Genomic DNA, 26,959 nt, shown 5'->3' with positions numbered 1-26,959 from the left:
GACCGGGATCAGCGCGGCCGAGGGCCGGACGGACGGCCGCCCGGGGGGTCCGTGCCCCGCGTCAGCGGATCCAGCACCGTCGTGCCGGAGCGGTCGAACCGCAGCCGTCCGGCGAGTTCGCCGCGCGAGTTGACGTCCAGCTTCCGGTAGATGCGCGTCATCCGCTGTTCGATCGCGCTGACCGTCAGGAAGAGCTTCTCGGCGATCTCACGATTGGTGTGACCCTGGGCGGCCAGGGTGGCCATCCTGGATTCGGTGTCCGTCAGGCCCTGGACCAAGACCGCCGCATCCGCCCGGCTGCCGGTGGCGCCGTCCCTGGTGGACAGGGCGCTGGGCCACAACGTCGGGATGCCGCACTCCTCGGCGAGAGCCCGGGCCGACCGGGTCGCGGCGCGGGCCTGCCGCCGGTCGCCGGCCTGCTCGTAGGCGTGACCGAGGTCGGCAAGGTTGTGCGCCAGTTCCATCCGGTCGCCGCACTGCCGCAGCAGCCGTACGGCGCTGCGCAGGTGCGGGATCCGTTCCTGTCCCTCCTCGGTCGCGGCCAGAACCCGCAGGGCCGCGGCCCGGTACCGGACATGGACGGGCCGCAGCCGGGCCAACTCGTCGCGCACCAGCTTGCGCGCCTGCAGACGGCGGCCCATCCGGAGCAGTGCCCGAGCCGACTCGGTGCGCCACGGCACCAGGCCCGAGAAGTCCAGCTGCCACCGCTGCATCAGCTGCCCGCAGAGCTGGAAGTCGGCCAGCGCGGCCTCGGGGCTTCCCGCGGCGAGGGCGTGCGTCCCGCGGGCGTGCAGGTAGTGCAGCCCGAGCGGGGTCTCGAAGATCGCCGGCGGCACCGGCACCTGAAGGCAGGCGGCCGCCGTGTCGAGCTGGTCCATATAGGTCAGGGCCCGTATCCGGACGGCGAGAGGTATCCCGATCACCACCCCCCAGCCTTTCGGCGAGAGCTGCCCCAGTGCCTCGTCGGCCAGCTTGCCGGCGCGGGGGAGGTCGCCGAGCCGGCCGGCGACGGCGGCCCGCAGGGCGGTGAGCGTGGCCGAGGGGGTGGGGTGGTGCGGGGTGGCGAGGTGGCGGTCCAGCCGGTCGCACCAGTCGTCGGCCAGGTCGAGCTGGTCGGCGTAGATCATGGCGATGAGGGCGCAGATGACCCTCCACATGTGCGGTTCGTCGTCCGGCCCGGTGGTCGACAGTGTCCGCTCGGCCTGCTCGACCACGCCCGCGTCACCCCGGGCCAGCACGCCGGACAGCAGGATGACTCCGCTGAGCCCGTGCTTGACCCGGGCCAGCGTGAGCGGATCCCGCGCGGCCACGGCGGGCGCGGGCCGGTCGACCATGACCCCGGGATAGAGCGTCGAGATCCAGCCGGTGATGATGAGCAGCTCGGCCACGGACTGCGGATCTGCGGGATCCGACCGCTCGCTGAGGTGCCTGACCAGGTCGACGGCCTTGTCGATCTCACCGTGCCAGAGGAGGTACTGGATGGGACCGGCGGCCTGTTGGCTGCCGAGGTGCCCGGCCCGGATGGCGGTGGCGACGCTGACCAGGTGGGGGATCGTGGCCTGCGGGTCGAGTCGCCACTCGGCGCGCGCCAGCGCGGAGCGGATCCGCGCCCGCAGACACTCGCCGACGCCACTGCGGTGCGCCCGGCGCAGGTACCGCAGGGCGGTCTCCACCTCGCCGTCGAGCAGCGCCTGCTCGCCGGCGTCCAGCAGGGTCTGCGCCATCCAGGGTTCGGCCAGCTCGCCGATGTCCACCAGGTGCGGCGCGATGCGGGCCGGGGGCGCGCCGTCGTCGTGCAGCAGGCGGGCTGCTCCCAGATGCAGCCGTACGCGTTCCTCGGCGGTCATCCCGTCGATCACGGCCTGGGTCACCGCCGGATGGCGCAACCCCTGTTCGTCGATCAGCCCGGCGCTGGTCGACTTGTCGACAGCGCCCAGCGCGGGGTGCAACCGGGCGTCGACGAGATGCGGCAGCAGGCTGCCGTGCAGCGGCTCGCCGGTCACGGCGAGCACCCGGGCGGCGTTGAGCACCAGGCGGTCGCAGCGGTACAGGCAGCTCAGCACGGCCTCCCGGAACGACTCGCCGACCGCCGGGGCGCCGGCGGACCGTGGCGCGGCTGCCTGGTCATCGGCGAGCGCGTGCACCAGGAGCGGATTCCCGCCGCTGATCCGGTGGCTCTCCTCGGCGATGCTGCGGGCGAGCGGGATGTCGAGCCGCTGGGCGAGCAGCTGGAACGTCCCCTCGGCGGTGAGCAGCGGCAGGCGGATGCGGTGCAGCTTCGCCGGTTGCAGCATCTCGGCGTGCACGTCCGCCTGCCACGGCCGGGTGCGTGGCGCCTCCGTCAGGACCATCAGCACGGATAGGCCGGAGAGCCGCCGGGCCACGTAATCGAGACAGCGCAGCGACGGCACGTCCGCGTGGTGGATGTCGTCCACCACGATGACCAGCGGCCCCCGCGAGGTCAGTTCGAGCAGGGCGCGCCCGATGGCGGCGGTGAGCCGGGCGTTCTCCGCGTCCGCCGGATCGGCGTCGCTCCATGCGAGGGCGCCCGCGTCCAGCAGCCGGGCGAGGCGGGCCCGGATGTCGGGGGCGTCCGCGGCGCACGACGGCACCGCGCGGACGAGCTGCCGGACGACCTCCAGCGGTACGCTGCGCTCCGCGCGGGAGGCGCTCGCGCCGATGACCCGTGCTCCGGCGTCGCAGGCGCGCCGGGCGAAGGCCTGTGAGAGCGCGGTCTTGCCGGAGCCGACCGGGCCGGTCAGCACGGTCACCGGCCGGTCGCTCGGCGAGGTGCCGCCGCGGAGCAGGTCTGCGAGTCGGCGCTCCAGCAGGCCGAGCTGGCTCGAACGCTCGGTCAGCTCCATCACCGCCCCCTCCGGGGGAGGGCCGGGTGCCCGGTGCGGCCCGATAGCTCGACCAAATTGGAGACCGGCAATTCTTGACCCATTCCATTATCGGCAAGGATCGACTGGTGTCGAGCCTTGCCGGTGCGCCATCGACCGACTTGACCGGTTGGCTGCTGCGAGCCGTGTTCCCGTGTGCGTCGGCGATAATTCCCCAGCTCTCTCGGGGTCGACACTTCCTATCGACCTGCTTGATGGTGGGAGTATGGCAGTTGGGCAATTGGGCGGCAAGCCGAGTTGTGTAAAGGATGGGCAAACATGGGTTACTTGTCTCGGGTGACCCGACCGGGGGTGGCGACGGAAAGTCGCCGACTGGTCCCGTACCGTGACAGAGCGCTCTCCTGAGCCGATGGTTCCGCTTATTCGGCCCGCCTGCTGATTGGCGAATGGGCTCTTCCGTGCTAATCCGACGTCCGGGCGTTACCGGTCGCTCTCGCCGCAAGGTTCGAGGCTGCCGCGGTCGCGGCGTGCGGAGGCGTCGAGCTGGGCGTCATCGTCGTTGAACTCGGCGTTCGTGACCCCGCCCGTGCCGATCCCGGCGCGGGCGGGCGTGGTGCCGGAAGCTGCTGTGGAGGTGTCGTCCGCCCCCGGGGCGGGGCCGTGGGGTCCGGTCGGGGCTCCGGCAATTGCCGGAGGCGCTCGATTGTTGCGATGTAAGGCATTGATGCCGGAACTGCGATCGATGCCTGTCCGGCCCTGCCGGCGGTCGAGGCTTGGTGTGCGTCGGCGGGCCACGATTCGGACGTTTGGGAGATTCTGCGATTATGTATGAAAAAGAATTATGAATCCGAGTGTCCCGTTGGTTGCGGAGGCCTGCGGTCCCATCCGGCCCGAAGGCTGATCTAATGCGGCACACGTCAATGCGATAAAGCCGTGACGGCGAGCTGCCGGGCATCGACGAGGACGTTTTACGGTCGATTTTCGCTCGCTGAGGACAAATGCGGCCTCTGCATTGTTCGCCGAGCCGGAGTGAGCGCTCGGGTCGGCCGTTGTGTCAGGACGGCCGGGATTCGGTCCTAGCTGGCCAGTAGGCCCGGACAGGGGGATTCGGACTCGGCGGCTAGGGGTTGTGCCCGACGATAGCCCGGCCCTAATTTCGGGGCACCCGGTCTCCACCGTCTGGATAGCCGGACATGGGGCCGTGCAGGCCCGAGACCTGAAGGGTTCTGTGGCCGTCGTGATGTCCCAGCTGCCGCCGCGACTCGTTGCGGCCCCGCGCAGGGGATAGCGGAGATGACGCTGCTGCCGGTGCTGCGTGGATTCGGTGCGGATCGGGCCGACGCGGTCACGGTGGCCGGAGAAGCCCTCTCCAGCGAGGCCCTGCTGGGCTGCGTCACCGCCGTCGCCGATCGGATCAGGGGCGCGACCGCGGTCGCGGTCGACGGCACACCGACGCTGGAAGCGGTGGTCGGAATGCTCGGCGCCCTCCTCGCCGGGGCGCCGCTCGTACCGCTGCCTCCCGGCGCCGACGAACGCGAACGCCGCCGTATCCTGCGGCAGTCCGGAGCGACGGTGATCCTCGGCCGTGCCCCGTCCGGGGCCGACGGCCTGTCCACGATCCCGGTCGACCTGCGAGAACACGCCTCGACGCGGCATCCCGAGCCCGCCCCGGGCAGCGACGCCGTCATCCTCTACACAGGTGGCGCATCAGGGCCGCCACGAGGGGTGCGCATCTCGCGCCGCGCCATCGCCGCCGACCTCGACCTTCTGGCCCGTGCGTGGCACTGGAGCGAGGAGGACGTGGTCGTCCAGGGCACCCCGCTGTTCCGGGCGTACGGTCTGGTCGTCGGCCTGCTCGGCGCGCTGCGGGCCGGCAGCCGTTTCGTCCACCTCGACCACGCCGGCACCGGGCCGGTCGGCTCCGTGCACCTGGCGTCGCCCGACCAGTGGGCGAAGATAGCGCTGGACGGCCACCGGGCCCGGCCGCTGTCCGCGGCGCGGATCCTCGTTTCCGCGGACGGCCCGCTGGCCCGCGCCGTGGCCGAACGGCTCCGACTGCTCACCTCGCACCGGCCGGTGCAGGCCTACGGCACCACCGAGACGCTCGTCGCGCTGACCGGGCGCCCCGGCGACCGTACGGTGCCGGGCGCTGTCGGCACCCCCCTGCCCGGCGTCGAGACGCGCGTGCTGGACCGCGAGGACCGGCCGGTGCCGGCCGACGGCCAGTCGGCGGGCGAGCTGAGCGTCTGCGGGCCGATGCTGTTCAGCGGGTACGTCGGCGGGCGGAGCCTCGCCGCCGGTCGCTGGCACGCCACCGGGGACCTGGCCAGCGTGGCCCCCGACGGCACGTACCGGATCATCGGGCGACGCGGGCTCGACGTGGTGCACAGCCGGGGCCGGCGGATGCCCGCCGGGCAGATCGAGGAGGCGTTGCTGAGCCACCCCGGCGTGCGCGACGCCGCCGTCGTCGGCACGCCGCACCACGCGCTCGGCGAGCAGGTCACCGCCTACGTCGTCGCCGAGGGGGTGACCGCGCAGGTGCTCATCGACCACGTCGGCCGGTACCTCTCGGCAGGCCAGCGCCCCCGGCGGGTGCACTTCGTCGACGAGTTGCCGCGCAGCGCCTTCGGGCGGATCAGGAAGTCCCTGCTGATCGCCGGCGGCTGAGCCGGCCGGACAGGGGGCAGCGGTGACCCGCCCCCGCCACGGTCAGCCCTCCACCCAGCCGTGCCGCCGGGCCAGCTCCAGCATCCTCGCACGTACCGCCACGATCTGCGCTCCGGTCAGGTCCGACACGGAGGTCACCAGCGCCTCGGTGGTCTCCGCGGAGAAGGCCCGCTCGGAGAGGACGTCGCACAGGCCCTCGTCGTCCTCCGCGCCGCCCGCGGCCTGCCCGCTGTCCCTGCTGCGCCCGCCGCCGACCGTGACGCCGGACACCCGCACCAGCACGGCCTTGGGCCCGCGCTCGGTCTCCACCGCGTCGTACTCGACCGGGACGCCGGGCGTCAGCGCCCACTTGTCGCCGTCGAGCATGTTCGCGTGCACGAACACGTCGTCGCTGCCGTCGTCCGGGGCGATGAACCCGTAGCCCCGCACCTCGTCGAACCGCACCACTTTGCCAGTGAGCATCGCCATTCCCGCGTCCATCCGCCCCAAATCCAGGTGCCCCGCCCGCAGGACCGGGACGGCGCTCAGAGTGGCACCTGTCCCGTGCAGGCCGGCACCCGTACCCGACCCCTATGGTGCACCTATCGCCGAGGCCCGCCGCGGCGAGGGGTGCCGCAGCGCCTACCATCGGCCAACGTGATCGAGCAGATCCTGCCCTCCACCGTGGCGGTGTCCGAGTCCTTCACCGATCCCGCCGGCGTGACCCTGTTCCCCGAGGAGGAGGCGCTGGTGGCACGGTCGGTGGAGAAACGACGCCGGGAGTTCACCACCGTGCGGCACTGCGCCCGGCTGGCCCTCGGCGAACTGGGCCTCGCCCCGGCGCCGATCGTCTCCGGCGCACGCGGTGCGCCGCTCTGGCCCGACGGCGTGGTCGGCAGTATGACGCACTGCGATGGCTACCGGGCGGCGGTCGTCGGCCGTACGGCGGCGTTCGCCAGCCTCGGGGTGGACGCCGAGCCGCACGCCCCGCTGCCCGACGGGGTGCTCGGAGCGATCGCCCTGCCGGCCGAACGGTCGCGCACCGTCACGCTGGCCGCGGTCCGCCCCGCCGTCTGCTGGGACCGGCTGTTGTTCAGCGCCAAGGAGGCGGTGTACAAGGCGTGGTTCCCGCTCACCGGCCAGTGGCTGGACTTCTCCGAGGCGGACATCGTGTTCGACCCGGCCGGCACGTTCGAGGCCCGGCTGCTGGTGCCCGGTCCGGTGCTCGGCGGGGCCGAGGTGCGGGCGTTCGCGGGCAGGTTCCTGGTCGAGCGGGGACTGGTGGTCACCGCGATCAGCATCCCGGCGGTCGCGTCCTAACCGTCGGCGCTGAGCCGCGTCTTCTGCACCTTGCCCAGGGCGTTGCGGGGCAGGGCGTCGACCAGGCGCACCTCGCGTGGTCGCTTGTGCGCCGAAAGGCGCCGGGCCACGAAGTCGATCAGCTCGGCCTCGCCCACCCCGTCGCCCACCACGTACGCGGTGACCTGCTGACCGAGGTCGGGGTGCGGTGTGCCCACCACGGCTGCCTCACGGACCCCCGGGTGCGTCAGCAGGGCGTCCTCCACCTCCCCGGCGCCGATCCGGTAGCCACCGCTCTTTATCAGGTCGGTCGACGCCCGGCCGACGATCCGGTGCCAGCCGTCCGGGTCGACGGTGGCGACGTCCCCGGTGCGGAACCAACCGTCCGGGGTACGGCTCGCCGCGTCGGCGTCCGGACGGTTGAGGTAGCCGTCGAACAGCGTGGGGCCGGTGACCTGAAGCTCGCCCATCGTCGCCCCGTCGGCCGGGAGCGGGGTGCCGTCGTCGCCGACCAGCCGCGTACGGACCCCGGGCAGCGCCAGCCCGACGGTGCCGGGCCGGCGTGGGCCGTCCGTCCGGGCGCTCACAGTGATCAGGGTCTCGGTCATCCCGTACCGCTCGACGACCCGGTGACCGGTGAGGGTGGCGAGGTCGGCGAAGACCGCCGCCGGCAGCGCCGCGCTGCCCGAGACCAGCAGCCGCGCCGGACGCAGCGCCCGGGCCGCGTCCGGGTCGGCGGCGATTCGGGACCACACCGTCGGCACCCCGAAGTACATCGTGCCGTTGGCGGCGGCGTACCGGTCGGGGCTGGGGCGGCCCACGTGGTGCAGCCGGCCGCCCAGCCGCAGTGGTCCGAGCACGCCGAGCACCAGCCCGTGCACGTGGAACAGCGGCAGGCCGTGCACCAGCAGGTCGTCCGGCGTCCATGCCCAGGCGTCGGCCAGCCCGTCGAGGCAGGCGGCGATCGCGCGGCGGGAGATCACGGCGCCCTTCGGGGCGCCGGTGGTGCCGCTGGTGTAGAGGATCACCGCGGTGCGGGCCGGATCCGGCTCGGGGTGGACGGTGTCCGACCGGCGGGTCAGGTCGACGGGTACGACGGGCCGGCCGGCGTCACCGACGGTGCGTTCCGCGCCGGCCGGGACCAGCAGCGCCGTCGCGCCCGAGTCACGCAGGATGTGATCGCGCTCCATCGGCCCGGCGTCCGGCGGGATCGGCACGACCGCAACCCCGGCCGTCAGCGCGCCCACCACGCCGACCACGGTCTCCAGGGTGGCGGTGGCCTCGATCGCCACCCGGTCGACGCCGCGCAGCTCGTCGGCCAACGCCGTGGCAAGGCGGCGAAGCTCCACCCAGGACGCCGCCCGGCCGCCGACCCGGATCGCGTCCGGGTGCTCGTCGGTGCCCTTCGTCAGCCAGCCCAGCAGCGGCATGGTGCGATCCTCTCAGCGGCCCGGTCCGAGCCCTGCCGGGGGCCGCGACGCCGGTAGGGTCGTGGGGTACCGCCGGATCCGGGCGGGCGAGTGCGCCGCCGGTGGGCCGGGAGAACGGTCCTGACCGTAGTCGGGGGTCTCCGCGGCCTGCCACCCCTACCGGCCGTGGCGGTCGTGCGGGCGGGGAGGTGACATCGATGGTCGCGAGGGCGACGGCGGCACCCGACGGTGTCCGGGCGGTGGTGTTCGACCTCGACGGGGTGCTGGTCGACAGCCTCGCCGTGGCCAGAGAGGCGTTCGCCCTCGCCTACGCCGAGGTGGTCGGCGACGGCCTGGCCCCGGTCGACGAGTACTGCCGCCACCCGGGCCGGTACCTGCCGGAGGTGCTGGAGCTGATGGGTCTGCCGGCGGCGCTCGCCGAGCCGTTCGTGCGGCAGAGCAACCGCCTTGCACACCGGGTCAGCCCGGTCGTCGGCGCGGCGGAGCTGCTGCGCACCCTGCGTCGGCGGGGGATCGGGCTCGCCGTGGCCACCGGCCGCAGCGGTGTACGCGCCCTGGACCTGCTCGGCCGGCTCGACCTGTTGCCGCTCGTCGACCACGTGGTGGGCTCGGACGAGGTGCCTCGCCCGAAGCCCGCGCCCGATATCGTACGGCGGGCGCTGCACCTGCTCGGGGCCCGGCCGGAGGAGGCGCTGATGGTCGGCGACGCGCCCAGCGACCTGGCCAGCGCGCGGGCGGCCGGGGTGACGGCGGTGGCCGCGCTGTGGGGCGAGTCCGACGAGGAGACGCTGCGCGCGGCCGGCCCGGACGTCGTTCTGACCCGGCTCGACGAGCTGCTGCCGCTCTGCCCGGCACGGCGGTGACGAGCCACACCGGATCCGTGGGCGAGAAGCCGCCCGGAGCCGCCGCCCGCCCGGACGGGACGCCCGGACACCTGGAGTGACCGGGCGACACCCCTGTCGTCGGGCGGTACCCCTGTGGAGGATGGTTTCCCGCCTCGACACCCCCGATTCGTCACCTGATCAGTTGATCGGGGCATCGGTTGCGCGGATGATGTCGGGCGTCGGTCGGCCCGGGTCCGGCCCGTTGCCGCGGACCGACGCCGCGATCAGCCGAGTGGTCCGCCCTTCCCGGCGGCAAACCGCACATGAAGGAGGACCATCCCGGATGCCGGTCATCGAGGTCGATCATCTGCAGAAGCGGTACGGCGAGAAGGTCGCGGTCGACGACGTTTCCTTCACCGTCGAGCAGGGCGAGATCTTCGGCGTCCTCGGCCCGAACGGCGCCGGCAAGACGACCACTGTGGAATGCGTGCAGGGGTTGCGCCGTCCCGACGGCGGGACCGTCCGGGTGTTCGGGCTGGACCCGGTGCGCGACCGCACCGAGGTGCGCCAGCGCGTCGGCGCCCAGCTCCAGGAGAGCCAGCTGCCGGACAAGGTGCGGGTGCGGGAGGCGCTGGACCTGTACCGGTCCTTCTACCGCAACCGGGCCGACATCGACGAGCTGCTGACCGACCTCGGCCTGGCCGAGCAGCGCAACACCTACTTCCAGAAGCTCTCCGGCGGGCAGAAGCAGCGGCTGTCGGTAGCCCTGGCGCTGGTGGGCAGGCCGGAGATCGCCATCCTCGACGAGCTGACCACGGGCCTCGACCCGCAGGGCCGCCGGGACACCTGGGATCTCGTCGAGCGGATTCGCGACCGCGGCGTCACCGTCGTGCTGGTCACCCACTTCATGGAGGAGGCGCAACGACTCTGTGACCGGATCGCGATCATCGACAAGGGGCGGATGGTGGCCATCGACAGCCCCGCTGGCCTGCTCGCCCGGGTCGGCAGCGAGCACCGGGTGCACTTCCGCCCGGCGGAGCCGGTCGAGGACGCCCTGCTGCTCGCCGCGCCCGACGTGACCGGGGTCAGCCGCTACGGGGCGGAGGTGACGGTGACCGGCACGAAGGACGTGCTCCAGTCGGTCCTGGCAGTGCTCAACGGGCGCGGGACGACCTACACGGACCTGCGGGTCGAGCAGCCCACCCTCGACGACGCCTTCGTCGCCCTGACCGGCCGCGGCGGCCGGGCCGCCGCGCAGTCCCCGACCGACGGGAGGTCGTCGTGAGCGCCCTGTCCAAGCTGATCGCCGTCGAGACGAAGCTGTTCCTCCGGGAGCCCGTGTCGTTGTTCTTCGTCTTCGCCCTGCCGATCGGCCTGATGCTCGTCTTCGGCCTGCCGCAGCGTGCCGGTACCGCCGCCGACACCGGCCAGCACGCCGAGCAGACGTTCCTGCCGTCGCTCGCGCTGGCTCTCACCATCGGCATGCTCGCGCTCTTCACCCTGCCGATGGCGCTGGGCATCTACCGGGAACGCCGGATCCTGCGCCGTCTGGCGACCACCCCGGTGCAGCCCGCGCTGCTGCTGGTCGCCCAGGTCGTGGTCAACCTCGTGATGGGCGTGCTCGGTGCGGTGGTCACCTCGATCGCCGTGCGGTTCCTGCTGGACCAGCCGGCGCCGGCCAACCTGCCCGGGTTCGTACTGGCCTTCCTCCTCGGGGTCGCGTGCCTGTTCGCCGTCGGCCTGCTGATCGCGGCGCTGGCGCCGTCGGCCCGGGCGGCACAGTCGATCGGCCCCGCGCTGTTCTTCCCGCTGCTCTTCCTGGCCGGCGCCTGGCTGCCCCGCGACCGGATGCCGGGTGCCCTGGCGGCCGTGGCCGACTACTCGCCGCTCGGCGCGACTGTCGACACCATCGGCGCGGCGTGGGCGGGGGCCGACCCGGAGCTGCCGCAGCTGATCGCCCTGGCCGTCATGGCCGCCGTCGCCGCCCTGGGGGCGACGCGGTTCTTCCGCTGGGAGTGAGCCCGCCTCCCGACCGGGCTGGTCCGCCGGCATCGTCGCTGCCCAGGGCCGTTTCTAGGGGTGCGCTAAGGGTGCTCACGAAATGTGATCTGCACTACGTTCGGAGCTGAACGGGTGGCCGCTCACCGGACAAGGACGTTCGACCGCGGAGCGACCGTTCACCCGGCAACGGGTGTCGTTGGACCTGTGTGGACCGAACCGTGTCGCCCCTGCGGCGGCTCGTGGGGTGTGCGGAATGCGACGGAGGTCGTGCCATGAAGGACGTTTCGCAAGCTGATCCGGTCGCCCGGGACGCCGCCGGCGTCATCGATGTCGTCCTGGAGGGCGGCCCGGCCGGCCTGCCGGCCGATCTGCGCAGCCGTCGGGTGTCCAGGGCCGAGAAGAAGATCAAGATCCTGTACTACGGCGGGTACGAGCACTTCGAGCGGGGCACCGCCGCCGCGACGGTCGAGCCGGTGGTCTTCCGCTGGACCGGCCGGACCCGGATCGCCGAGTAGCGAAGGGACGCAGCAGTCTCATGCGGGCACAGGACCAGCGGACGGGACCGCACCTGACGGTCAGCGACACGAGCGAGGCGATCGCCTTCTACACGGACGTCTTCGACGCCGTGGCCATCCAACGGGAGTGCCTGCTCGACGGGCATGTCGTGCACGCGGAACTGGCCGTCGGCGGTCATCGCCTGATCGTGAGCGAGTGGTGGGAGGCGGGCGACCCGTCGGTGGCCGCGAACCGTGACGAGGTGTTGACCATCGAGCGGACGGACCCCGAGTCGGTGCTGCGGCGGGCGGTGGCCGCGGGCGCCCATGTCGAGCCGCCGGCTGCCCCGTCGCACCAGGTCACGTTGCGCGACCCCGCCGGCCTCTGCTGGACCGTCGTCGGCCCGCAGCGGGCGGGGTAGGGCGAGTCCCGGCGGACCCGGGACAGGCCGCGGGAACCCGCGCGTACGGCGCGGGTTCCCGCGGCCTGTCCGGCGGGACGTCGCCGGAGTCCGCGCGGTGCGCGGCGCCTGGGCGCTCCTCCGGTCTCCTGGTCAGCCGCGCGGCGGTCCCGCCGACAGTCCGGCTTCCGCCGTCAGGTCCTGAGTCGTACGCGGGCCGGCGGGGGCGACGATCACCTGATCGTCTACCGGGCCGACGGTTCCCTCAGCGCCTCCGCCACCAGCGTACGCAGCCGCCCGGCGGTCGCCCCGGCCGGCACACGCGGCGGTGGGCGTGCACCGTTCGCCGTTGGTGTCGGCCGGAGGTGTCGGATCTGGGCAGGGGTGTTCGTAGTCAATGAGCGGGGCAGCCCACGAGGCTGCTGGGTGATGCGCCCGTGCGTCCAGGCTGTTGCGGTTGACCATCGAGAGGTAAGGCATGGCCAAGCTGATCTATGTGAACAACGTGTCGCTCGACGGCTACATGGAGGACGAACGCGGCGCGTTCGCCTGGTTGCCGATGGACGACGAGGTGTTCGTCGTCTACACCGATCTCCTGCGGTCCGTGGGCACGTTCCTCTACGGACGGCGGCTGTACGAGGCGATGGCCGTCTGGGAAACCGACGCCGCTCTGGCCGCGCAGTCCGACCTCATGGCCGACTTCGCAAGCGCCTGGCAGGCAGCGGGAAAGGTCGTGTACTCCACGACCCTCGCCGCGGTGTCGACCGCCGACACCCGCCTCGAACGCCGCTTCGACCCCGCCGCGGTACGCGAACTGAAGGCCACGGCCGGCAGCGATTTCACCGTTGGAGGTGCAAACCTCGCGGCGCAGGCTCTTGAGGCCGGGCTGGTCGACGAGTGCCAGCTGTTCGTCTGGCCCGTGGTCGTCGGCGGGGGTAAGCCGGGCCTGCCGTCCGGCATGCGCGTCGACCTCGAACTCCTCGACGAGCGCCGATTCCGAAACGGCGTAGTACACCTCCGCTACCGCCCTGTCGGGCAGTGAACGACGGCCCGTCCGATCGCCTGCGCTTGCGTGAAGGTGGGGCGCTGACGGCTGATCCGACCGGATGAGGTCGACCATCACCCACTCCGGTGAACGCACCCCGGGCGCGGCTCAATCCCCGCTCTCGGTGTTCGGTGTTCGGCAGCGGCACCGTGGCAGCTTCTGTGACCCTGTCCTGGTGAGCGCGCCCGGTGACGAGGCTGTCGAGCTGCGTGTTCACGGGGTCTCCGGCGCGTCGGCGGAGACCATCGTCGATCATCCGATCGTGGTGCGGGTGGCGGGGGACCGGCACGCCGGGTTCTACCGGGTCCGGGAGGGACTCGGTCGGGCGGGCGGCGCCACCGCCGGGGTGGTGGTGGAGGCGTACCGGTGGGGGCCCCTGACCGCGGGGGTGGCGGTGCGGACGGCGTCCATGCTGCTGCTGTTGCCGTTCATGCTGGGCAACCTCGCGGTCTGGCTGCGCCCCACCCTGGCGGACCGGTTCGGCCTGCTCGGCGGGTTGTGTCGCCTGCTCGCCGGGTCGCTGACCGTGGCGTTCACGCTCGCGCTGGTCGGGGTGAGCATGAACCTGCCCGGCTGGCAGTGCGTGCCGTACGTGGAGTGCCGGCAGGGGCGGCCGTACCTGTCCTGGCTGGCGGCGTTGCCAATGGGCCCGCGCCTGGCGGTGCTGGCATTGGTGCCGCTGCTGGCGTTGCGGGTGTTCTGGGCCGTCGGCGCGCGCTCGGCGCGTGCCTTCGAAGGCTTCGAGGCCGCCCCGCCCCACGAGCGGGTGCTGGAGTCGACCGGGAGCCTAGCCGCACCGGGGATCTGGCACGACGAGCGGATGACGTCGTGGCTGCGTCAGATCCATGTCGGGCTGGGCGCCGGCACTGTTTACCTCAGCCTGGTCGTCGCGGTGTCACACGATCGGTGGAACGGCGTAGCCGTCGCGCTGCTCGGCCTCACCGGCGGACTCGTGCTGTTCTGCGCGGCGCTGCTGCTGGTGACAGTGAGCGTGAGGTGGGCCGGCCCGCTGCGACGCCTGCTGTGGATCCTCGTCGCGGTGGCCACCGTGTCGAGTCTCGGATACGCCGTGTCCCGACGGGAGATGCCGGTGGTGGTCGGGCAGATGCCCGGCTACGAGGGCGCGGCCGCCGGCCTGGTCACCGCGCAGGGACTGCTGCTGGTCCTGATCGCCGCGGTGACGCTGGCGCGGCAGCACACCCGGCCGGCCGGCTCGCGCGCGCTGCTGCGCGGACTCGGCACGCCGCTGGTGGCGGCGATGTCGGTCACGGTCACCTCCGCCTACACCACCACGTTGGTGTTCCGCACCGCCGACCATCTCGACCGGGGCCGCATCCCCGACCCGATCCGGCCCAGCCCACCTGCGCTGGGCCCACTGGAACCACCGGTGGCGTACTGGTGGGCCGCGCTCGCCGGGCTGGCCGCGTTGCTTGTCGTCACCGCGGCGATTGCCCTCACCCTGCCCGCCGCCCGGCGCCGTCGTCGGGCGTACGCGCAACGCGTGGTCGAGCGGGACTACCCCGACGCGCCCGCTTCGGCGGCGCCGCGGCTGGCCGCGGTCCGCGACACGGTCGCCCGCTCCTTCGTCACCGAGGAACTCGGGCCGACCCTGGTCGCGTTCTTCGTGGTCTCCTCACTCGGGCTCGCCACCGTGGCGCTCGACCTCGTCGGGATCGGCCCCACACAACTCGCCGCCCGCCTCAATCGGCGCCACGACGTCCTCGCCGTGCTCACCGCATATGTCACCGACATCGGTATCTGGATCATCAGCCTCATCGTCGTCGGACTGCTGATCCTGGCCTACCGCGCGTACCGGTCGCCGGAGACCCGCCGGCTCGTCGGCGTGTTGTGGGATCTGGGCACGTTCTGGCCCCGGACGGTGCACCCGTTCGCACCGCCCTGCTACGCGGCGCGGGCCGTGCCCGAACTGACGCGGCGGGTCTGCGCACTGGCCGCGCATGGGCCCGTGGTGATCTCCGGGCACAGCCACGGCTCGGTACTGGCCGCCGCCACCGTCCTGCACCTGCCATCCGAGACTCTGCCACGGATCGCGTTGCTGACCCACGGCAGCCCCCTGTACCGGATCTATGCCCGCCTCTACCCGGCCTATCTCGGCGAACGGGTGCTGTGGGAGCTCGGTGAGCGGATCGACTGGCGGTGGCGCAACCTGTGGCGTGATACCGACCCGATCGGCGCGCCGATCTTCGACCATCCCGACCTCACGCCTGGCGTACCTCGGGAGGCCGCAACTGTCGACGTGCGGCTGCGCGATCCCCGCGGTGTCACCGTGGAGCCGACGGACACCGTTCCGCCCGCGGTGGAACGCCACTGGCCGTATCACACGCAACCGGAGTACCAGGACGCTGTCAGGCTCCTCGTCGGGAGGATCCGTGGCCGTGCGCCGTAGGTGGTGAGGTCAGGTTCGGGGCGCGGCCTGGACGACCACGGGGGGAGTCGCCCAGGCCGCGTCGGTGGTCAGGTGTGACGACGGTGACAGCGGGTACCCGCGCCCGTGAACAACGGGTGGCGGGAGCATCCTCATGCCCGGATCCCTCCCGGAACGTGGCCTGCACCGGATCGCCGGTGTGGCGGCGGAGGGATCGTCGTGGTGTCGGCCGACATCGGCGCGGGCCACGACGCCGCCGCCGCTGAACTGGCTGCCCGGCTCGCCCTCGACGGCGTCGAGGTGCACCACCTCAACTTCTTCACGTCCCTGCCCAAGCCCCTGCACGGGATGATCCGCGAAGGTTACCGGTCGCTGTTGCGCTGGTGCCCGCTCAGCTACGACGCCTTGTTCACGATCACCGACCGTTCGCCACCGCTGGTGGCTATGATCAGGTCCGCCTTACGGTCGGCCCGCCGGCGGATGCTGATGCAAATGCCGCCGGACACCCGCCTGGTCGTGTCGACGTTCCCGTTCGCCAACCAGATCCTCGGCCCGCTGCGCCACAGCGGGAGGCTGAGCACACCGGTCGTCACCTATGTCACCGACTTCGTCATCCACCCGACCTGGATGGCGACCGGCGTCGACACCTACTGCTGATCCACGAGGCCACCCAGCAGCAAGCCGCTGTTCGTGGCGCACCGGACGTCCGACTCGTCGACCCGCTTGTACCCGCCCGCTACCGGCCACCGACGGATGCCACCAGACGCGCCGCCCGCGCCCAGTTCACGCTGCCCGAAAAGGGAAGACTAGCGCTCATCGTCGCCGGGTCCTGGGGTGCCGGCGACGTGGCCCGTACCGCCAGGGAGGTACTGGCCGCCGGCTGTGTCACACCGGTGGTGGTATGCGGACGAAACGACAGCCTGCGCCGGCGCCTGGCCGGCTTTCCCGGGCACGTCATGGGCTGGGTCGACGACATGCCCACCCTCATGCAGGCGGTGGACCTGATCGTGGAGAACGCTGGTGGCCTCACCTGCCAGCAGGCACTGGCCGCGGGTCTGCCCACCATCACCTATCGCCCGCTTCCCGGCCACGGCCGAGCCAATGCGCAGGTGCTCGCCGGCGCAGGCCTGACCACCTACGTCCGAAACCCCGCCGACCTGTGCCAGGAGTTGACCCGCACAGCGGCTTCCGCCCTGCCGGCGTTCACCAGCGCCGACGACATGGCCGCGATCGTGTCCGCGACCCTACGGTCCGGGGCCGGAGTGGATGGGAACCCGCGGTGACGTCCCGGCGCTCACCCGCGGACCGCTCCTGCACCCAGCCATGATCTTTTACGCGCTGGCCGGGGCCTTCAGCTTCGCGCTGTCCGCCGCGCTGCATCAGCGCGCCGCGGCCCAGCAGCCGCGCTTCGCAGCGCTCGACCCGCGGCTGTTGCTGCGGCTGTTCCGCAACCGCCTGTGGCTTTCCGGCTGGATCCCGGACACGGCCGGAGTCGTCTTCCAGGTGCTCGCGTTGCGTTCCGGCGCGCTCGCGGTCGTGCAACCCATCATGGCCAGCGGGCTGTTCATGGCAGTGCTGATCGAGGCCGTCATCGCCGGCCAGCGCGTCGCGCGCCGGGACCTGCTCGCGGTTGCGGTGGGCGTGGTGGGCCTGACCGCGTTCCTGCTTCTCGCCGACGTCCGCGCCGGTGTGACCCGCCCTGCGCCGACGGCCTGGACGGTCGCCATGAGCTGCGCGGTGGCGGCCATTACGGCCTGCGTCCTGGCCGCGCGCCGCCGCCATGGCGCCGCGCGGGGCGCGCTGCTGGGCGTGGCCAGCGGCGTCGCGTACAGCTTCGCGGCGGCGCTGGTCAAGGACCTCGCCGGCGGCTCCCCGGGCTCCCTGCTGTCCGCCGTGGTCAGCTGGCGATCCGCGGCGCTGATAGTGGCCGTCGCCATCGGGCTGATCCTGAATCAGGCCGCCTTCCAGCACGGTCGCCTCGCCGCACCCCTGACAGCTCTCACGCTCACCGACCCCGTCGTCAGCGTTCTCGTCGCCATCACCGTCTTCCGGGAAACACTCTCCGAGGAGCCCATCCGTATCGTCGGCCTTGTCCTGGCGGCCGTCACGGTCGGCGGCGGCGTGTGGCTCGCTGCTTCCGCCTGCTCGGCGGGATCGGTCGAACACCGCCGACGGTGACCGTCACCCTTCCCGGTGCCTTCGTGGGCGTGCTGCTCGGCGTCGGCGCACCCGTCGAGGCGGTCGCCGTCGCGGTGACCATCGAACTGGTCGCCGACGGGCTGCTTCGCCGACCGGAACGCCGCGGATAACCCGATCTCCCCGAGGTCCCGCCACCGAGTCGGCAGGATGACATGGTGAACTACCGCCTGTTCGAACTCATAAACGATCACGCCGGACGCATCGACGGTATCGACGACGTCATGGAGTTCGCCGCGACCAGGTTGCTGTATCTGATCTTCGCAGTCACCGCGTTGCTTGCCGTGGTGACACTGCGCCGCCGACGAACACGCCCGGTCGTCGAGCTCGGCGCCGCCCTGGTCCTCGCCTTTGCCGCAGCCACCGTCCTGGCGCATTCGAACAGTCAGCAGCGCCCGTTCCAGAGTCATCACGTGCACCAGCTGATCCCTCACGGTGCGGGAGTTTCGCTGCCCAGCGACCACGCCACCGCCGCGTTCGCGCTGGCGTTCGGCGCTTACGCCTTCCTGAGCCGCCGGTGGGGCGTGGTACTGGCCGGAGCGGCGCTTGTCGTCGGGGTCGCCCGCGTCTGGGTCGGCGTGCACTACCCAGGCGACATCCTCGCCGCGGCAGTCATCGCCGGCCTCGCCGTCGTGGCCGTCAGCCTGGCGGGCCACCGCCGGCGTCGACTCGGCGCACCGAGTCGACGAACATAGCGGGGCACCAGTCAGCCGGACCCTGGCTCCGATCATCACATTCACGAGGCGCCACCGCGTGAAGCCTTCGGTAACGACGAGGCCGTCACCCGTGATGACCGGCGTATGTCCCAGGACGTGCCTCATGCCGGGCTGCCGCGAGGCAGACCATGCGTTGGGCGCTCTGCTTGTGACGCCCCTGCCATGGCCGTCGCCCCCGTAGGCGAGGTGCGGGGGCGGTGGCTGTGCCTCGGGGAGCGGGCTGCCCGTTGGGCCCTACGAGGCGTCCGCTTGGCCTGGGCGGTCAGGGGACCCAGCAGACGGAGGTTGCCGTGGGCCGGGACGCCGGGGTCGGTGGCGCAGAGGAACAGCGTCTGGTCCGGGGTGCCCGGCATGGCGCCTCGTCAGCATGCTCGGTCCGACCGCCGGGTGGCTCATCCGCTTGATGCCGTGCCCGCGCTCGTACACGTGGTGCCTGTTGCGGCAGGTACCGGACTGCGGATTCCTGATCGGCAGCTCGCTGACGAGCTGGTTGTTCGGGTGCACGGGTCGCCCGGCACGCCTGCACGGCCGGTGCATGTGGTCACGCACCGACCGTTCTCGGCCCGCCGGAGGTCACCCGCAGCGGTGACGCTCCCGCTTCGGTGTCTGGGATCGGCTCGTTTCGGCAAAGATCGGAGGGCGGGGCAGGCGCAGCAAGGGCCCGAATGGGTGTCTGCCCGCCACATCGACGCTCCGCCAGCAGGGGCGAGTTCCTACGGAGGGTGTGGTGGCCGACGGGAACGCAAGCGACAGGGGCCTACGGCTGGCGGCTGTCCTGCTGGGCCTGGCCGGGATCTTCGACGCGGTAGCTGGTGCGGCCGACCTGAGCGGCACCCGCTACGTCTCGGTTGCTGACGGTGCCGTGCACGAGCACGACCTCACCGGCTGGGCTTGGCTGCATCTGGCCGTCGGGGTGTTCACGGCGCTGGCCGGAGCCCTCGGACCGCTCCGCCGCCGTTGGTCGACGTCCCTGGCTCTGGCCGCGGTGGTGATCTTCGTCGGGCTCCACCTGTTCTTCCTCACCTATCACCCGATCCGCACGGTGCTGGTGCTCGGACTGGCACTGGCTGCCGCCCGCTTACTGATCATCAATCGATCTCGCGCTGTGGCTTGAGAGCGTCCGGGCGACGGTACCCGCACGCCTTGGCAAGGCGAGCGGCCGGCTCCGCGGTGGGCCGGCGACCAACGAGGACGGATCAGTCGGTTGGCCGACACACCTTCCCCGTGAAGGCGGGATCGGGTTGCCGGAACGCGGACCAGGCCGGGTTGGCCGCGATGGGCAGGGGCGGGGCCTGCCAGGCGGCGCCGAGACGTTGCAGGAGTGGGTACTCCTCGCGTTCCTGCTGGATCGGTTCGCCGGAGAGGAAGGTCAGGAGCCGGTCTTCGACCAGGCTGCGGTTGAGAAGACCCCCGTGTACGCCGGGCATCTGGAAGACGGGGATCCCGCTGTAGTCGCCGGGTGGCGCCTCTGCGGCCGTGGTGGTGGGAATGAAGGCGACCATCCGGATCCCGGGCACCGGACACATGAGTTGGTTACGGTAGAACGGCGCGTCGTCGACCAGGGAGCGGATGAACGGTTCGTCGGGCCCGGCATGCGGGCCACCGAACAGACGCATCACGCCGAACACGATTCGAAGCTGCGATCCCGTCGCCACGCCCCAGCCGTGGTTCTCGCGCGGGGGCGGGTAGTAGGCGCGACCCGCGTTGATCAGGGGACTGAACATGGCCAGCGTGTCGACGGCGGGGTGCGCTCGCTGCTGAAGGTAGGTTCGGGCGACGATCGCGCCTTCGCTTTCCCCGATCAGGGCGATCGGCCGGCCGGTGCGCTGGTGTAGTCGTCGCACCTGTGCGTCGAGGAGTCCCACGCTGTCCGCCACCGAGATCGTGGTGTCGTGCGGCCGGTAGGGCAGGGGTGTGCCGTCCCGGCTCAACCCCCGGTAGGAGAACCTCTCGACACGATTGTCGAGAGGTTGCTCGCCCCCGTACGACGACCCGTAACCTGCGAGGACGATGACTGCCTGCGGCACGTCGGGCGGCAGCGGGTGGTCGAGGACCACCGCCTCGGCCCGCAGGCTCTTGTCCGGCACGGCATCCACCATCGGCGGGATGAGCAACGGCACCGCAAGGGCGAGAACCGCCGCGACGGGAGTCGCCGGCACCCTCACCCACCGTGTCGATGGATTGATCAGCGCGGTACGGACCGTCCGGTTCCACAGCAGCCCGTTGACCACCCCGGCCACGGCGGCCACCGGCACCGACCACCAGCCCGGCAGACTCCAGCACAACGCGCCGGCCACGGTCAGCACCACGAAGTTGAGCATCGACCATCCCACCAGCGAGATCGACGGCAGGCCTCGCCACCACGGCCCTACCACAGCCGCCCGTTGCAGGAATGGCGCCAGCAGGAACAACGGCACCAGGGAGGCCAGCAGGACCCAGGACAGCGCCACCACCGACGCGGCCACCGAGATCAAGGCCCACGGGGCGACGAAGACCGCCACCAACGCGGCGAGCCCGACATTCCGTTTCAACAGCCACCGCGCCGGTGGCCGAGGCACCTCAGCCGGCCATGCCAACATCACCAGCAGCGTGTGAAAGAGCCCTCGGGCCACCACCAGCAAACTGAGCCAGAACACGAATGACGGCCACGAGTCGTGATAGACATACAGCCACCGCAGGTCGTGGTAGGTGTCGTACGGCCACACCGCCGCCGCCTGCGGCGCGAGGCCCCGCGCCGCGACGAAACCCAGCGAGACCAAGACGACGGCCTCGACCGTCGGAGACACCGCGGTCAGCAGCAGCAGGCCCACCAGTCTGCGGTCCGCGACCAGCACGCTGCCTCCCTTGCCGTTGCCCTCTGCATGGAGATTTCCGCACACCACACCCAAACGACGGCGTATCCCGCAAGGCCGTACCCGATAGGAACAGCACCGCCGCGCCTGCCGGGATGGCCGGACCGCGAAGGCGGCGTTGCTGGCGCCGCCGGCTGCCCTTCTGGGAGCGGGTTCGGACCCTTGTCAGCGAGTCGCCATCCGCGCACCGCGCCGGCTACCCACCACCGGGCGGGCCCTCACCCTCCGGCAACCTGTCCGACATCGACGCCGCCGGCCGCGGTGGCTGCACCTGCGTCCTCGACGTAGGGACGAAGTTCGGCGACGCTCGGTGCGGCAACCTCGTGCCATCGCGGCAGCGCGTTCGAGCACCGCCTGCCGTCGGATCTCCTCGTCTTCGCACCACAGTTGCAGGAATACCCGACGACGGCTTCCCCGACGTGCGCCCGCGTCAGCTCGCGAATGGGGTACTGCGGGCGTCCCTGGCGTGCCATCCGACCCGGACACCGGCAGGGCTCGATCCCTCACACCGAGCACACTGTTGCCCCCGCCGGTGGCGATCCTCTACGGTCTGCTCAAGCGGTGGGCGGTGCGGTCCGCATCCGACCGACACCGCCGGGTGCCCGTCGCGCGGGCCGGGATGGTGGAGTCCCGGGCCACCCGTAGGCGGCGTCGCGGCGGTCGTGTGACTCCAGCTCGTACTCCGGGTGGTCCTGCCCGGCGCGGCTCCACGCGGAGCCGACGGCGAGCGGGCCACGCCGACCCCACCGGAGAATCCCGTGTTCCTCAGCCCGCACGAGCAGGACCGCCTGCTCGTCCACGTCGCGGCCGACGTCGCTCGCCGCCGCCGCGAGCGCGGCCTGCGACTCAACTATCCCGAAGCCGTCGCGATCATCACCGCTTTCCTTCTCGAAGGGGCCCGTGACGGACGGTCGGTGGTCGACCTCATGTCGGCCGGCCGGAGCGTGCTCGGCCGCGAGGACGTCCAGGACGGCATCCCCGAGCTGCTGAGGGAGGTGCAGGTGGAGGCGACGTTCCCGGACGGTACCAAGCTCGTGACGGTGCACCACCCGATCCCGTGATCCCCGGGGAGATCCTGCCGGCGGCCGGCCCGGTCGAGATCAACGTGGGCCGGCCGGTGACCACTCTGGTCGTGGTCAACACGGCCGACCGTCCGGTGCAGGTCGGCTCGCACTACCACTTCGCCGAGGCCAACCCGGCCCTGATGTTCGATCGGGCGCTCGCCTGGGGTCAGCGTCTCGCCGTTGCGGCGGGCACCTCGGTCCGGTTCGAGCCGGGCGTGAGCCGCACCGTCGAGCTGGTTCCGCTCGGCGGCGCACGCGTCGTGCCCGGCCTGCGCGGCGAGTGCGCCGGGCCGCTGGACGAAGCGCCACCGGCCGCGCCGGGAACAGACGCGCCGACGAGCGGGGCGCCGACGACCGACGGGCCGACGCGGTGACCGCCGTGCGGCGGGACCGCTACATCGATTTGTACGGGCCGACCACCGGCGACCGCATCCGGCTGGCCGACACGAGCCTCCTGATCGAGGTGGAGACCGACCACTGCGCAGGCGGCGACGAGGCGGTCTTCGGCGGCGGGAAGGTGATCCGCGAGTCGATGGGCCAGTCGCGGGCGACCCGTGCCGAGGGCGCCCTCGACACCGTCATCACCGGCGCGGTGGTGCTCGACCACTGGGGGGTGGTCAAGGCCGACGTGGGTCTGCGCGACGGGCGGATCGTGGCGCTGGGCCGGGCCGGCAACCCGGACACCATGCCCGGCGTCCACCCCGAGCTGGTCATCGGCCCGGCCACCGAGGTCATCGCCGGGAACGGCCGGATCCTCACGGCCGGCGCCGTCGACACGCACGTGCACTTCATCTGCCCGGAGATCGTCACCGAGGCGCTCGCCAGCGGCATCACCACACTCGTCGGCGGCGGCACCGGCCCCGCCGAGGGCACCCGGGCCACCACTGTCACCCCGAACGCCTGGCACCTGGCCCGCATGCACGAGGCGCTGGACACGCTGCCGGTCAACGTGCTGCTGCTCGGCAAGGGCAACACCGTCTCACCGGAGGCGCTGTGGGAGCAGTTGCGCGCCGGCGCGGGCGGTTTCAAGCTGCACGAGGACTGGGGCACCACACCGGCGGCGATCGACGCCTGCCTGCGGGTGGCGGACGCCTCCGGGGTGCAGGTCTCCATTCACACCGACACCCTCAACGAGGCCGGTTTCGTGGCCGACACGCTGCGGGCGATCGCCGGCCGGGCCATCCACTCGTACCACACCGAGGGCGCGGGAGGCGGGCACGCGCCGGACATCATCACGGTGGCCGGCGAGCCGAACGTGCTGCCGTCGTCGACCAACCCGACCCGGCCGTACACCGCCAACACCCTCGCCGAGCACCTGGACATGCTGATGGTCTGCCACCATCTCAACCCGTCCGTGCCGGAGGACCTGGCCTTCGCCGAGAGCCGCATCCGGCCGTCCACCATGGCCGCCGAGGACCTGCTGCACGACCTCGGCGCGATCTCCATCATCGGCTCCGACTCGCAGGCGATGGGCCGGGTGGGCGAGGTGATCCTGCGAACCTGGCAGAGCGCGCACGTCATGAAGGAGCGGGTCGGCGCGCTACCCGGCGACGGCGCGGCCGACAACCACCGTGCCCGCCGGTACGTGGCGAAGTACACCATCTGCGCGGCGATGGCGAACGGGCTGGACCGGGAGATCGGCTCGGTCGAGCCGGGCAAGCTGGCCGACCTGGTGCTGTGGGATCCGGCGTTCTTCGGCGTACGACCGCACCTGGTGCTCAAGGGCGGCATGATCGCGTACGCCCAGATGGGTGACGCCAACGCGTCCATCCCGACGCCGCAGCCGGTGCTGCCACGCCCGATGTTCGGGGCATACGGCGCCGCGGCGGCTGCGACCAGCCTGGCGTTCGTCGCGCCGGCCGCCCTCGACGCCGGGCTGCGCCTGGACGTGCGGCGGCGGGTGGTGCCCGTCGCGGACGTGCGCTCGCGGGGCAAGGCCGACCTGCCGGAGAACGACGCGATGCCCCGGATCGAGGTGGACCCGGACACGTTCACCGTGCGGATCGACGGTCAGGTGGTGGAGCCGGACCCGGTGACACGCCTGCCGATGGCCCAGCGGTACTTCCTGTTCTGATGACGACGTCGAGCCTGCTCCTGCTGGTGGCCGACGGTCGCTTCCCGGCCGGCGCGCACGCCCACTCCGGCGGCCTGGAGGCGGCCGTCGCCGCCGGCCGGGTCACCGACCTGGCCACGTTGGAGGCGTTCCTGGCCGGCCGGCTGGCCACCGCCGGGCTGGTCGGTGCGGCGTTCGCGGCGGCGGCGCACCGGGCGGTGACGTCGGGTTCCGCCGTACGCGGGTCCACGCTGGCGTTGCTCGACGCGGAGCTGGACGCCCGGACGGCGGCGCCGGCGCTGCGTACGGTGTCCCGCCGCCAGGGACGGGCCCTGCTGCGCGCGGGCCGGGCCATCTGGCCGGAGGCGTCCTTCGACGACCTGCCCGCCACACCCGGCGGAGCGCACCAGCCGTTGGTGCTCGGGCTGCTCTGCGCCGCCGCGGGCCTGAGCCGCGCCGAGACCGCCACGGTCGCTGTCCACGGGACGGTGACCGGTGCGGCCAGTGCGGCGGTACGCCTGCTCGGCCTCGACCCGTACCGGGTCCAGGCCCTGCTTGTGGGTCTCGCCGGCCGGTGTGACGGCATCGCCGCGGCGGCGGCCCGGGCCGCCGACGACCCACCCGAGCGGCTGCCCGCGGCGGCCGCCCCGCTTGCCGACATCCATGCCGAAGCTCATGCCACCTGGGAGGTGCGTCTCTTTGCGTCCTGACACCGTTGCGCCCGAGGCCGACCGGAATCCTGCCCCGCACGACGAGACCGTTCCGCACACCCACCCCGAGCCGGGGGTGGACCCGCATCCGCCGCTGGCCCAAGCCGGCCGGGCGCTGCGCGTCGGCATCGGCGGGCCGGTCGGGTCCGGCAAGACCGCCCTGGTGGCGGCCCTGTGCCGGGCGTTCGCCGGGGAGCTGCGACTCGGCGTGGTCACAAACGACATCTACACGACCGAGGACGCCGACTTCCTCAAGCGGGCCGGTGTGCTGGACCCGGCCCGGATCCGCGCCGTGGAGACCGGTTGCTGCCCGCACACCGCCATCCGGGACGACATCGGGGCCAACCTCGACGCCGTGGACGAGCTGGCCGAGGCGGTCGGCCCGCTGGATCTGGTGCTGGTCGAGAGCGGCGGGGACAACCTGACCGCCACGTTCAGCCGAGGGCTGGTGGACCGGCAGATATTCGTGGTCGACGTGGCCGGCGGGGACAAGGTGCCGCGCAAGGGCGGACCCGGGGTGACGTCCGCCGACCTGCTCGTGATCAACAAGACCGACCTGGCCCCCATGGTGGGCGCGGACCTGGCCGTCATGGACCGGGACGCGCGGGCCCGGCGCGGCGACCTGCCGACCGTGTTCCTGTCGATCGTCGGCGACCCGGCGGCGGGGCAGGTCGCCGACTGGATCCGCCACGAACTGGCCCACCACGCGGCTCTGCACCCGGTCGCCGCGCGGGGCGGCCCGGCCTGATGCGCGCGTACGCCCGGCTGGTGGCCCGGGCCGACGGCCGGGGCGGCACGGTCCTCGCCGAGTTGCGCGGTGAGACGCCGCTGCTGCTGCGGCAGACGCCCGGGCGCGGTCGGGCCGTGACGGTGTACGTGGTCGGCGGGGCGGCCGGCCCGCTCGCCGGCGACGACCTGCGGCTGGAGATCGACGTGGGACCGGGGGCGGCGGTGCGGTTGCACACCGTCGCCGCCTCGGTCGCCCTGCCCGGCCGGCCCGGCGTCGTGTCGCGGATGGCGGTCCGTGCCGTGGTGCACGACGGCGGCGCGCTGCACTGGCTGCCCGAGCAACTGGTCGCCGCGGCCGGCTGCGCCCACCTCGCCGAGTCCTGGGTCGAGGTGGCCGCCGGGGCGAGGCTGACCTGGCGCGACGAGGTGATCTGCGGCCGGTACGGCGAGGCGCCGGGCAGCGCGGTCGTGCACACCCGGGTCGACTACGACGGCCGTCCGTTGCTGCGCCAGTCGCTTGCCGTGGGACCGGGCGCGCCCGGCTGGGCCGGCCCCGCGGTGCTCGGCGGCGCGCCGGCCACCGGGTCACTGCTGGTGGTGGACCCGTCGCTTCCCCACGAGTCCGCGACGGTCGAGGGCACCGTCGCCCGGCTGCCCCTGGCGGGCGGTCCGGCGACACTGTGGACCGCCACCGCTGCCGACGCGCACACGCTGCGCGCCCACCTCGACAGCGATTCGCTGCTCACCGAGGTGTAGTGAGGCGAACGCCGGCCGCCTCGGCGTTGTCGCGGCGAGTCGTCGGGTCGAGGCGGGCGATCAGGTCGGCGAGGTGGTCGAGCAGGGGAGTGTCGGCCGGTACGCCCGCCTCGGCGAGGCTGGTGCGGACCCGCTCGTCGAGGCGGGCGTGCTCGCGGCGGCCTCGGGCGGTCAGGTGGGCCCGGATGCGTCGCCGGTCCAGCGGGTCGATCCGCCGGAACACCAGGTTCCGGTCGACGAGCTGGTCGACCAGCTTGGTGAGGGTCCCCGGCGGCAACGACGCCTCGGCGGACACTTCGCTCATCGGATGGCCCTGCCCGTCGGCGAGCAGGCAGAGCACCCGCCACGCCTCGGTGGTCAGGTCGTCGTCGGCCAGCACGGCGGCCAACCGGCGGGAGAGCAGCCGTTCGGCGCGGGTGAGCGAGCGCAGCAGATCGGCTGGCGCCCCGGGCACGTCTGACATGGAACTCCCTGGGCCGGTGGCCCTGCCATGGTAGCGACTCGTCCCGCTCCA

The 26,959-nt window shown here is 72.5% G+C and carries 24 protein-coding genes and 1 pseudogene; 20 read left to right on the top strand and 5 right to left on the bottom strand.

The window, feature by feature from the left end; genetic code table 11:
• Positions 1-8: 8 nt before the first annotated feature.
• Positions 9-2,864, bottom strand: a complete 2,856-nt coding sequence (locus tag PVK74_RS10285; RefSeq protein WP_274478934.1) for an AAA family ATPase — start codon at positions 2,862-2,864, stop codon at positions 9-11.
• Positions 2,865-4,136: 1,272 nt separating this feature from the next.
• On the opposite strand from PVK74_RS10285, the gene PVK74_RS10280 reads away from it, so the two are divergent.
• Positions 4,137-5,510: an AMP-binding protein gene (locus PVK74_RS10280; RefSeq protein ID WP_069088287.1), complete on the top strand. Its 1,374-nt coding sequence runs from the start codon at positions 4,137-4,139 to the stop codon at positions 5,508-5,510.
• A gap of 42 nt (positions 5,511-5,552) precedes the next feature.
• Here the strand turns inward: PVK74_RS10280 and PVK74_RS10275 are convergent, their stop codons facing one another.
• Positions 5,553-5,990 carry a cold-shock protein gene (locus PVK74_RS10275; protein WP_104112195.1) on the bottom strand — a complete coding sequence of 146 codons (438 nt, stop codon included), beginning with the start codon at positions 5,988-5,990 and terminating at the stop codon, positions 5,553-5,555.
• A 156-nt stretch (positions 5,991-6,146) separates the two neighbouring features.
• On the opposite strand from PVK74_RS10275, the gene PVK74_RS10270 reads away from it, so the two are divergent.
• On the top strand, positions 6,147-6,809 hold the full coding sequence (locus tag PVK74_RS10270) for a 4'-phosphopantetheinyl transferase family protein (RefSeq protein WP_064445435.1): 663 nt from the start codon (positions 6,147-6,149) through the stop codon (positions 6,807-6,809).
• On the opposite strand, the gene PVK74_RS10265 is transcribed toward PVK74_RS10270, so the two are convergent.
• Positions 6,806-8,218 (bottom strand): acyl-CoA synthetase, encoded by a 1,413-nt coding sequence (locus PVK74_RS10265; protein WP_274478933.1) that lies wholly within the window; start codon positions 8,216-8,218, stop codon positions 6,806-6,808. The genes PVK74_RS10270 and PVK74_RS10265 overlap by 4 nt on opposite strands.
• A gap of 197 nt (positions 8,219-8,415) precedes the next feature.
• Here PVK74_RS10265 and PVK74_RS10260 point away from each other — a divergent pair, with 197 nt between their 5' ends.
• From PVK74_RS10260 to PVK74_RS10205, 12 genes and pseudogenes are all read left to right on the top strand, one after another.
• Complete coding sequence (locus PVK74_RS10260) at positions 8,416-9,081, top strand: HAD-IA family hydrolase (RefSeq protein WP_274478932.1); 666 nt, start codon at positions 8,416-8,418, stop codon at positions 9,079-9,081.
• Positions 9,082-9,385: 304 nt separating this feature from the next.
• Entirely contained in the window at positions 9,386-10,327 is a 942-nt protein-coding gene (locus tag PVK74_RS10255; RefSeq protein ID WP_043322824.1) for an ABC transporter ATP-binding protein, read from the top strand.
• Positions 10,324-11,061: an ABC transporter permease gene (locus PVK74_RS10250; RefSeq protein WP_274478931.1), complete on the top strand. Its 738-nt coding sequence runs from the start codon at positions 10,324-10,326 to the stop codon at positions 11,059-11,061. Before PVK74_RS10255 ends, PVK74_RS10250 begins: the two co-directional genes overlap by 4 nt.
• Positions 11,062-11,315: 254 nt before the next feature.
• Positions 11,316-11,558, top strand: a complete 243-nt coding sequence (locus PVK74_RS10245) for a DUF5988 family protein (protein WP_030498879.1) — start codon at positions 11,316-11,318, stop codon at positions 11,556-11,558.
• 20 nt (positions 11,559-11,578) lie between these two features.
• Complete coding sequence (locus PVK74_RS10240) at positions 11,579-11,959, top strand: VOC family protein (protein ID WP_064445437.1); 381 nt, start codon at positions 11,579-11,581, stop codon at positions 11,957-11,959.
• Positions 11,960-12,416: 457 nt separating this feature from the next.
• On the top strand, positions 12,417-12,980 hold the full coding sequence (locus PVK74_RS10235) for a dihydrofolate reductase family protein (protein WP_274478930.1): 564 nt from the start codon (positions 12,417-12,419) through the stop codon (positions 12,978-12,980).
• A 178-nt stretch (positions 12,981-13,158) separates the two neighbouring features.
• The gene (locus PVK74_RS10230) at positions 13,159-15,390 is read left to right on the top strand and encodes a hypothetical protein (protein WP_274478929.1); all 2,232 of its coding nucleotides are present in this window, start codon (positions 13,159-13,161) and stop codon (positions 15,388-15,390) included.
• 141 nt (positions 15,391-15,531) lie between these two features.
• Positions 15,532-16,652, top strand: a pseudogene (locus tag PVK74_RS10225) (MGDG synthase family glycosyltransferase).
• 40 nt (positions 16,653-16,692) lie between these two features.
• Entirely contained in the window at positions 16,693-17,547 is an 855-nt protein-coding gene (locus PVK74_RS10220) for a DMT family transporter (protein ID WP_274478928.1), read from the top strand.
• Positions 17,544-17,678, top strand: coding sequence for a hypothetical protein (locus tag PVK74_RS10215; protein ID WP_255358557.1), 135 nt, complete (start codon positions 17,544-17,546; stop codon positions 17,676-17,678). The genes PVK74_RS10220 and PVK74_RS10215 overlap by 4 nt, the downstream gene beginning before the upstream one ends.
• A gap of 45 nt (positions 17,679-17,723) precedes the next feature.
• On the top strand, positions 17,724-18,260 hold the full coding sequence (locus tag PVK74_RS10210) for a phosphatase PAP2 family protein (RefSeq protein WP_167435504.1): 537 nt from the start codon (positions 17,724-17,726) through the stop codon (positions 18,258-18,260).
• Between the two features lie 748 nt (positions 18,261-19,008).
• Positions 19,009-19,395 (top strand): DUF7144 family membrane protein, encoded by a 387-nt coding sequence (locus PVK74_RS10205; RefSeq protein ID WP_146074779.1) that lies wholly within the window; start codon positions 19,009-19,011, stop codon positions 19,393-19,395.
• Between the two features lie 82 nt (positions 19,396-19,477).
• On the opposite strand, the gene PVK74_RS10200 is transcribed toward PVK74_RS10205, so the two are convergent.
• Positions 19,478-21,115, bottom strand: a complete 1,638-nt coding sequence (locus PVK74_RS10200; RefSeq protein WP_244205972.1) for a lipase family protein — start codon at positions 21,113-21,115, stop codon at positions 19,478-19,480.
• A gap of 776 nt (positions 21,116-21,891) precedes the next feature.
• Between PVK74_RS10200 and PVK74_RS10195 the strand changes: the two genes are divergently transcribed.
• Genes PVK74_RS10195 through PVK74_RS10170 form a run of 6 tightly spaced genes read left to right on the top strand, consistent with a single transcriptional unit; the run spans position 21,892 to position 26,445 of the window.
• Complete coding sequence (locus PVK74_RS10195) at positions 21,892-22,194, top strand: urease subunit gamma (RefSeq protein WP_043322840.1); 303 nt, start codon at positions 21,892-21,894, stop codon at positions 22,192-22,194.
• A complete protein-coding gene (locus tag PVK74_RS10190) occupies positions 22,191-22,571 on the top strand; it encodes an urease subunit beta (RefSeq protein ID WP_051610833.1) in 381 nt (126 codons plus the stop codon). The genes PVK74_RS10195 and PVK74_RS10190 overlap by 4 nt, the downstream gene beginning before the upstream one ends.
• Positions 22,568-24,271, top strand: a complete 1,704-nt coding sequence (locus PVK74_RS10185; protein WP_274478927.1) for an urease subunit alpha — start codon at positions 22,568-22,570, stop codon at positions 24,269-24,271. Before PVK74_RS10190 ends, PVK74_RS10185 begins: the two co-directional genes overlap by 4 nt.
• Entirely contained in the window at positions 24,271-24,960 is a 690-nt protein-coding gene (locus tag PVK74_RS10180; protein WP_043322844.1) for an urease accessory protein UreF, read from the top strand. The genes PVK74_RS10185 and PVK74_RS10180 overlap by 1 nt, the downstream gene beginning before the upstream one ends.
• Positions 24,950-25,708 carry an urease accessory protein UreG gene (gene ureG / locus PVK74_RS10175; protein ID WP_043322846.1) on the top strand — a complete coding sequence of 253 codons (759 nt, stop codon included), beginning with the start codon at positions 24,950-24,952 and terminating at the stop codon, positions 25,706-25,708. Before PVK74_RS10180 ends, ureG begins: the two co-directional genes overlap by 11 nt.
• Positions 25,708-26,445 carry an urease accessory protein UreD gene (locus PVK74_RS10170; RefSeq protein WP_274478926.1) on the top strand — a complete coding sequence of 246 codons (738 nt, stop codon included), beginning with the start codon at positions 25,708-25,710 and terminating at the stop codon, positions 26,443-26,445. Before ureG ends, PVK74_RS10170 begins: the two co-directional genes overlap by 1 nt.
• Here PVK74_RS10170 and PVK74_RS10165 read toward each other — a convergent pair.
• The gene (locus PVK74_RS10165; protein ID WP_043322852.1) at positions 26,432-26,908 is read right to left on the bottom strand and encodes a MarR family winged helix-turn-helix transcriptional regulator; all 477 of its coding nucleotides are present in this window, start codon (positions 26,906-26,908) and stop codon (positions 26,432-26,434) included. The genes PVK74_RS10170 and PVK74_RS10165 overlap by 14 nt on opposite strands.
• Between the last annotated feature and the right edge of the window lie 51 nt (positions 26,909-26,959).

The sequence above is a fragment of the Micromonospora chalcea genome, from assembly GCF_028768405.1.
GTDB classification, from domain to species: Bacteria; Actinomycetota; Actinomycetes; order Mycobacteriales; family Micromonosporaceae; genus Micromonospora; species Micromonospora chalcea.
The sequence above is the reverse complement of the archived record's forward strand: the minus strand, read 5'-3'. Positions and strand labels throughout refer to the sequence as shown.

Excerpts from the sequence above, each read along its gene's own strand:
- PVK74_RS10275 (WP_104112195.1), bottom strand. The coding sequence starts at position 5,990 with ATGGACGCGGGAATGGCGATGCTCACTGGCAAAGTGGTGCGGTTCGAC.
- PVK74_RS10285 (WP_274478934.1), bottom strand. The coding sequence starts at position 2,864 with ATGGAGCTGACCGAGCGTTCGAGCCAGCTCGGCCTGCTGGAGCGCCGA.
- PVK74_RS10265 (WP_274478933.1), bottom strand. The coding sequence starts at position 8,218 with ATGCCGCTGCTGGGCTGGCTGACGAAGGGCACCGACGAGCACCCGGAC.
- PVK74_RS10170 (WP_274478926.1), top strand. The coding sequence starts at position 25,708 with ATGCGCGCGTACGCCCGGCTGGTGGCCCGGGCCGACGGCCGGGGCGGC.
- PVK74_RS10240 (WP_064445437.1), top strand. The coding sequence starts at position 11,579 with ATGCGGGCACAGGACCAGCGGACGGGACCGCACCTGACGGTCAGCGAC.
- PVK74_RS10180 (WP_043322844.1), top strand. The coding sequence starts at position 24,271 with ATGACGACGTCGAGCCTGCTCCTGCTGGTGGCCGACGGTCGCTTCCCG.
- PVK74_RS10165 (WP_043322852.1), bottom strand. The coding sequence starts at position 26,908 with ATGTCAGACGTGCCCGGGGCGCCAGCCGATCTGCTGCGCTCGCTCACC.
- PVK74_RS10220 (WP_274478928.1), top strand. The coding sequence starts at position 16,693 with ATGATCTTTTACGCGCTGGCCGGGGCCTTCAGCTTCGCGCTGTCCGCC.
- PVK74_RS10280 (WP_069088287.1), top strand. The coding sequence starts at position 4,137 with ATGACGCTGCTGCCGGTGCTGCGTGGATTCGGTGCGGATCGGGCCGAC.
- PVK74_RS10260 (WP_274478932.1), top strand. The coding sequence starts at position 8,416 with ATGGTCGCGAGGGCGACGGCGGCACCCGACGGTGTCCGGGCGGTGGTG.
- PVK74_RS10245 (WP_030498879.1), top strand. The coding sequence starts at position 11,316 with ATGAAGGACGTTTCGCAAGCTGATCCGGTCGCCCGGGACGCCGCCGGC.
- PVK74_RS10255 (WP_043322824.1), top strand. The coding sequence starts at position 9,386 with ATGCCGGTCATCGAGGTCGATCATCTGCAGAAGCGGTACGGCGAGAAG.
- PVK74_RS10235 (WP_274478930.1), top strand. The coding sequence starts at position 12,417 with ATGGCCAAGCTGATCTATGTGAACAACGTGTCGCTCGACGGCTACATG.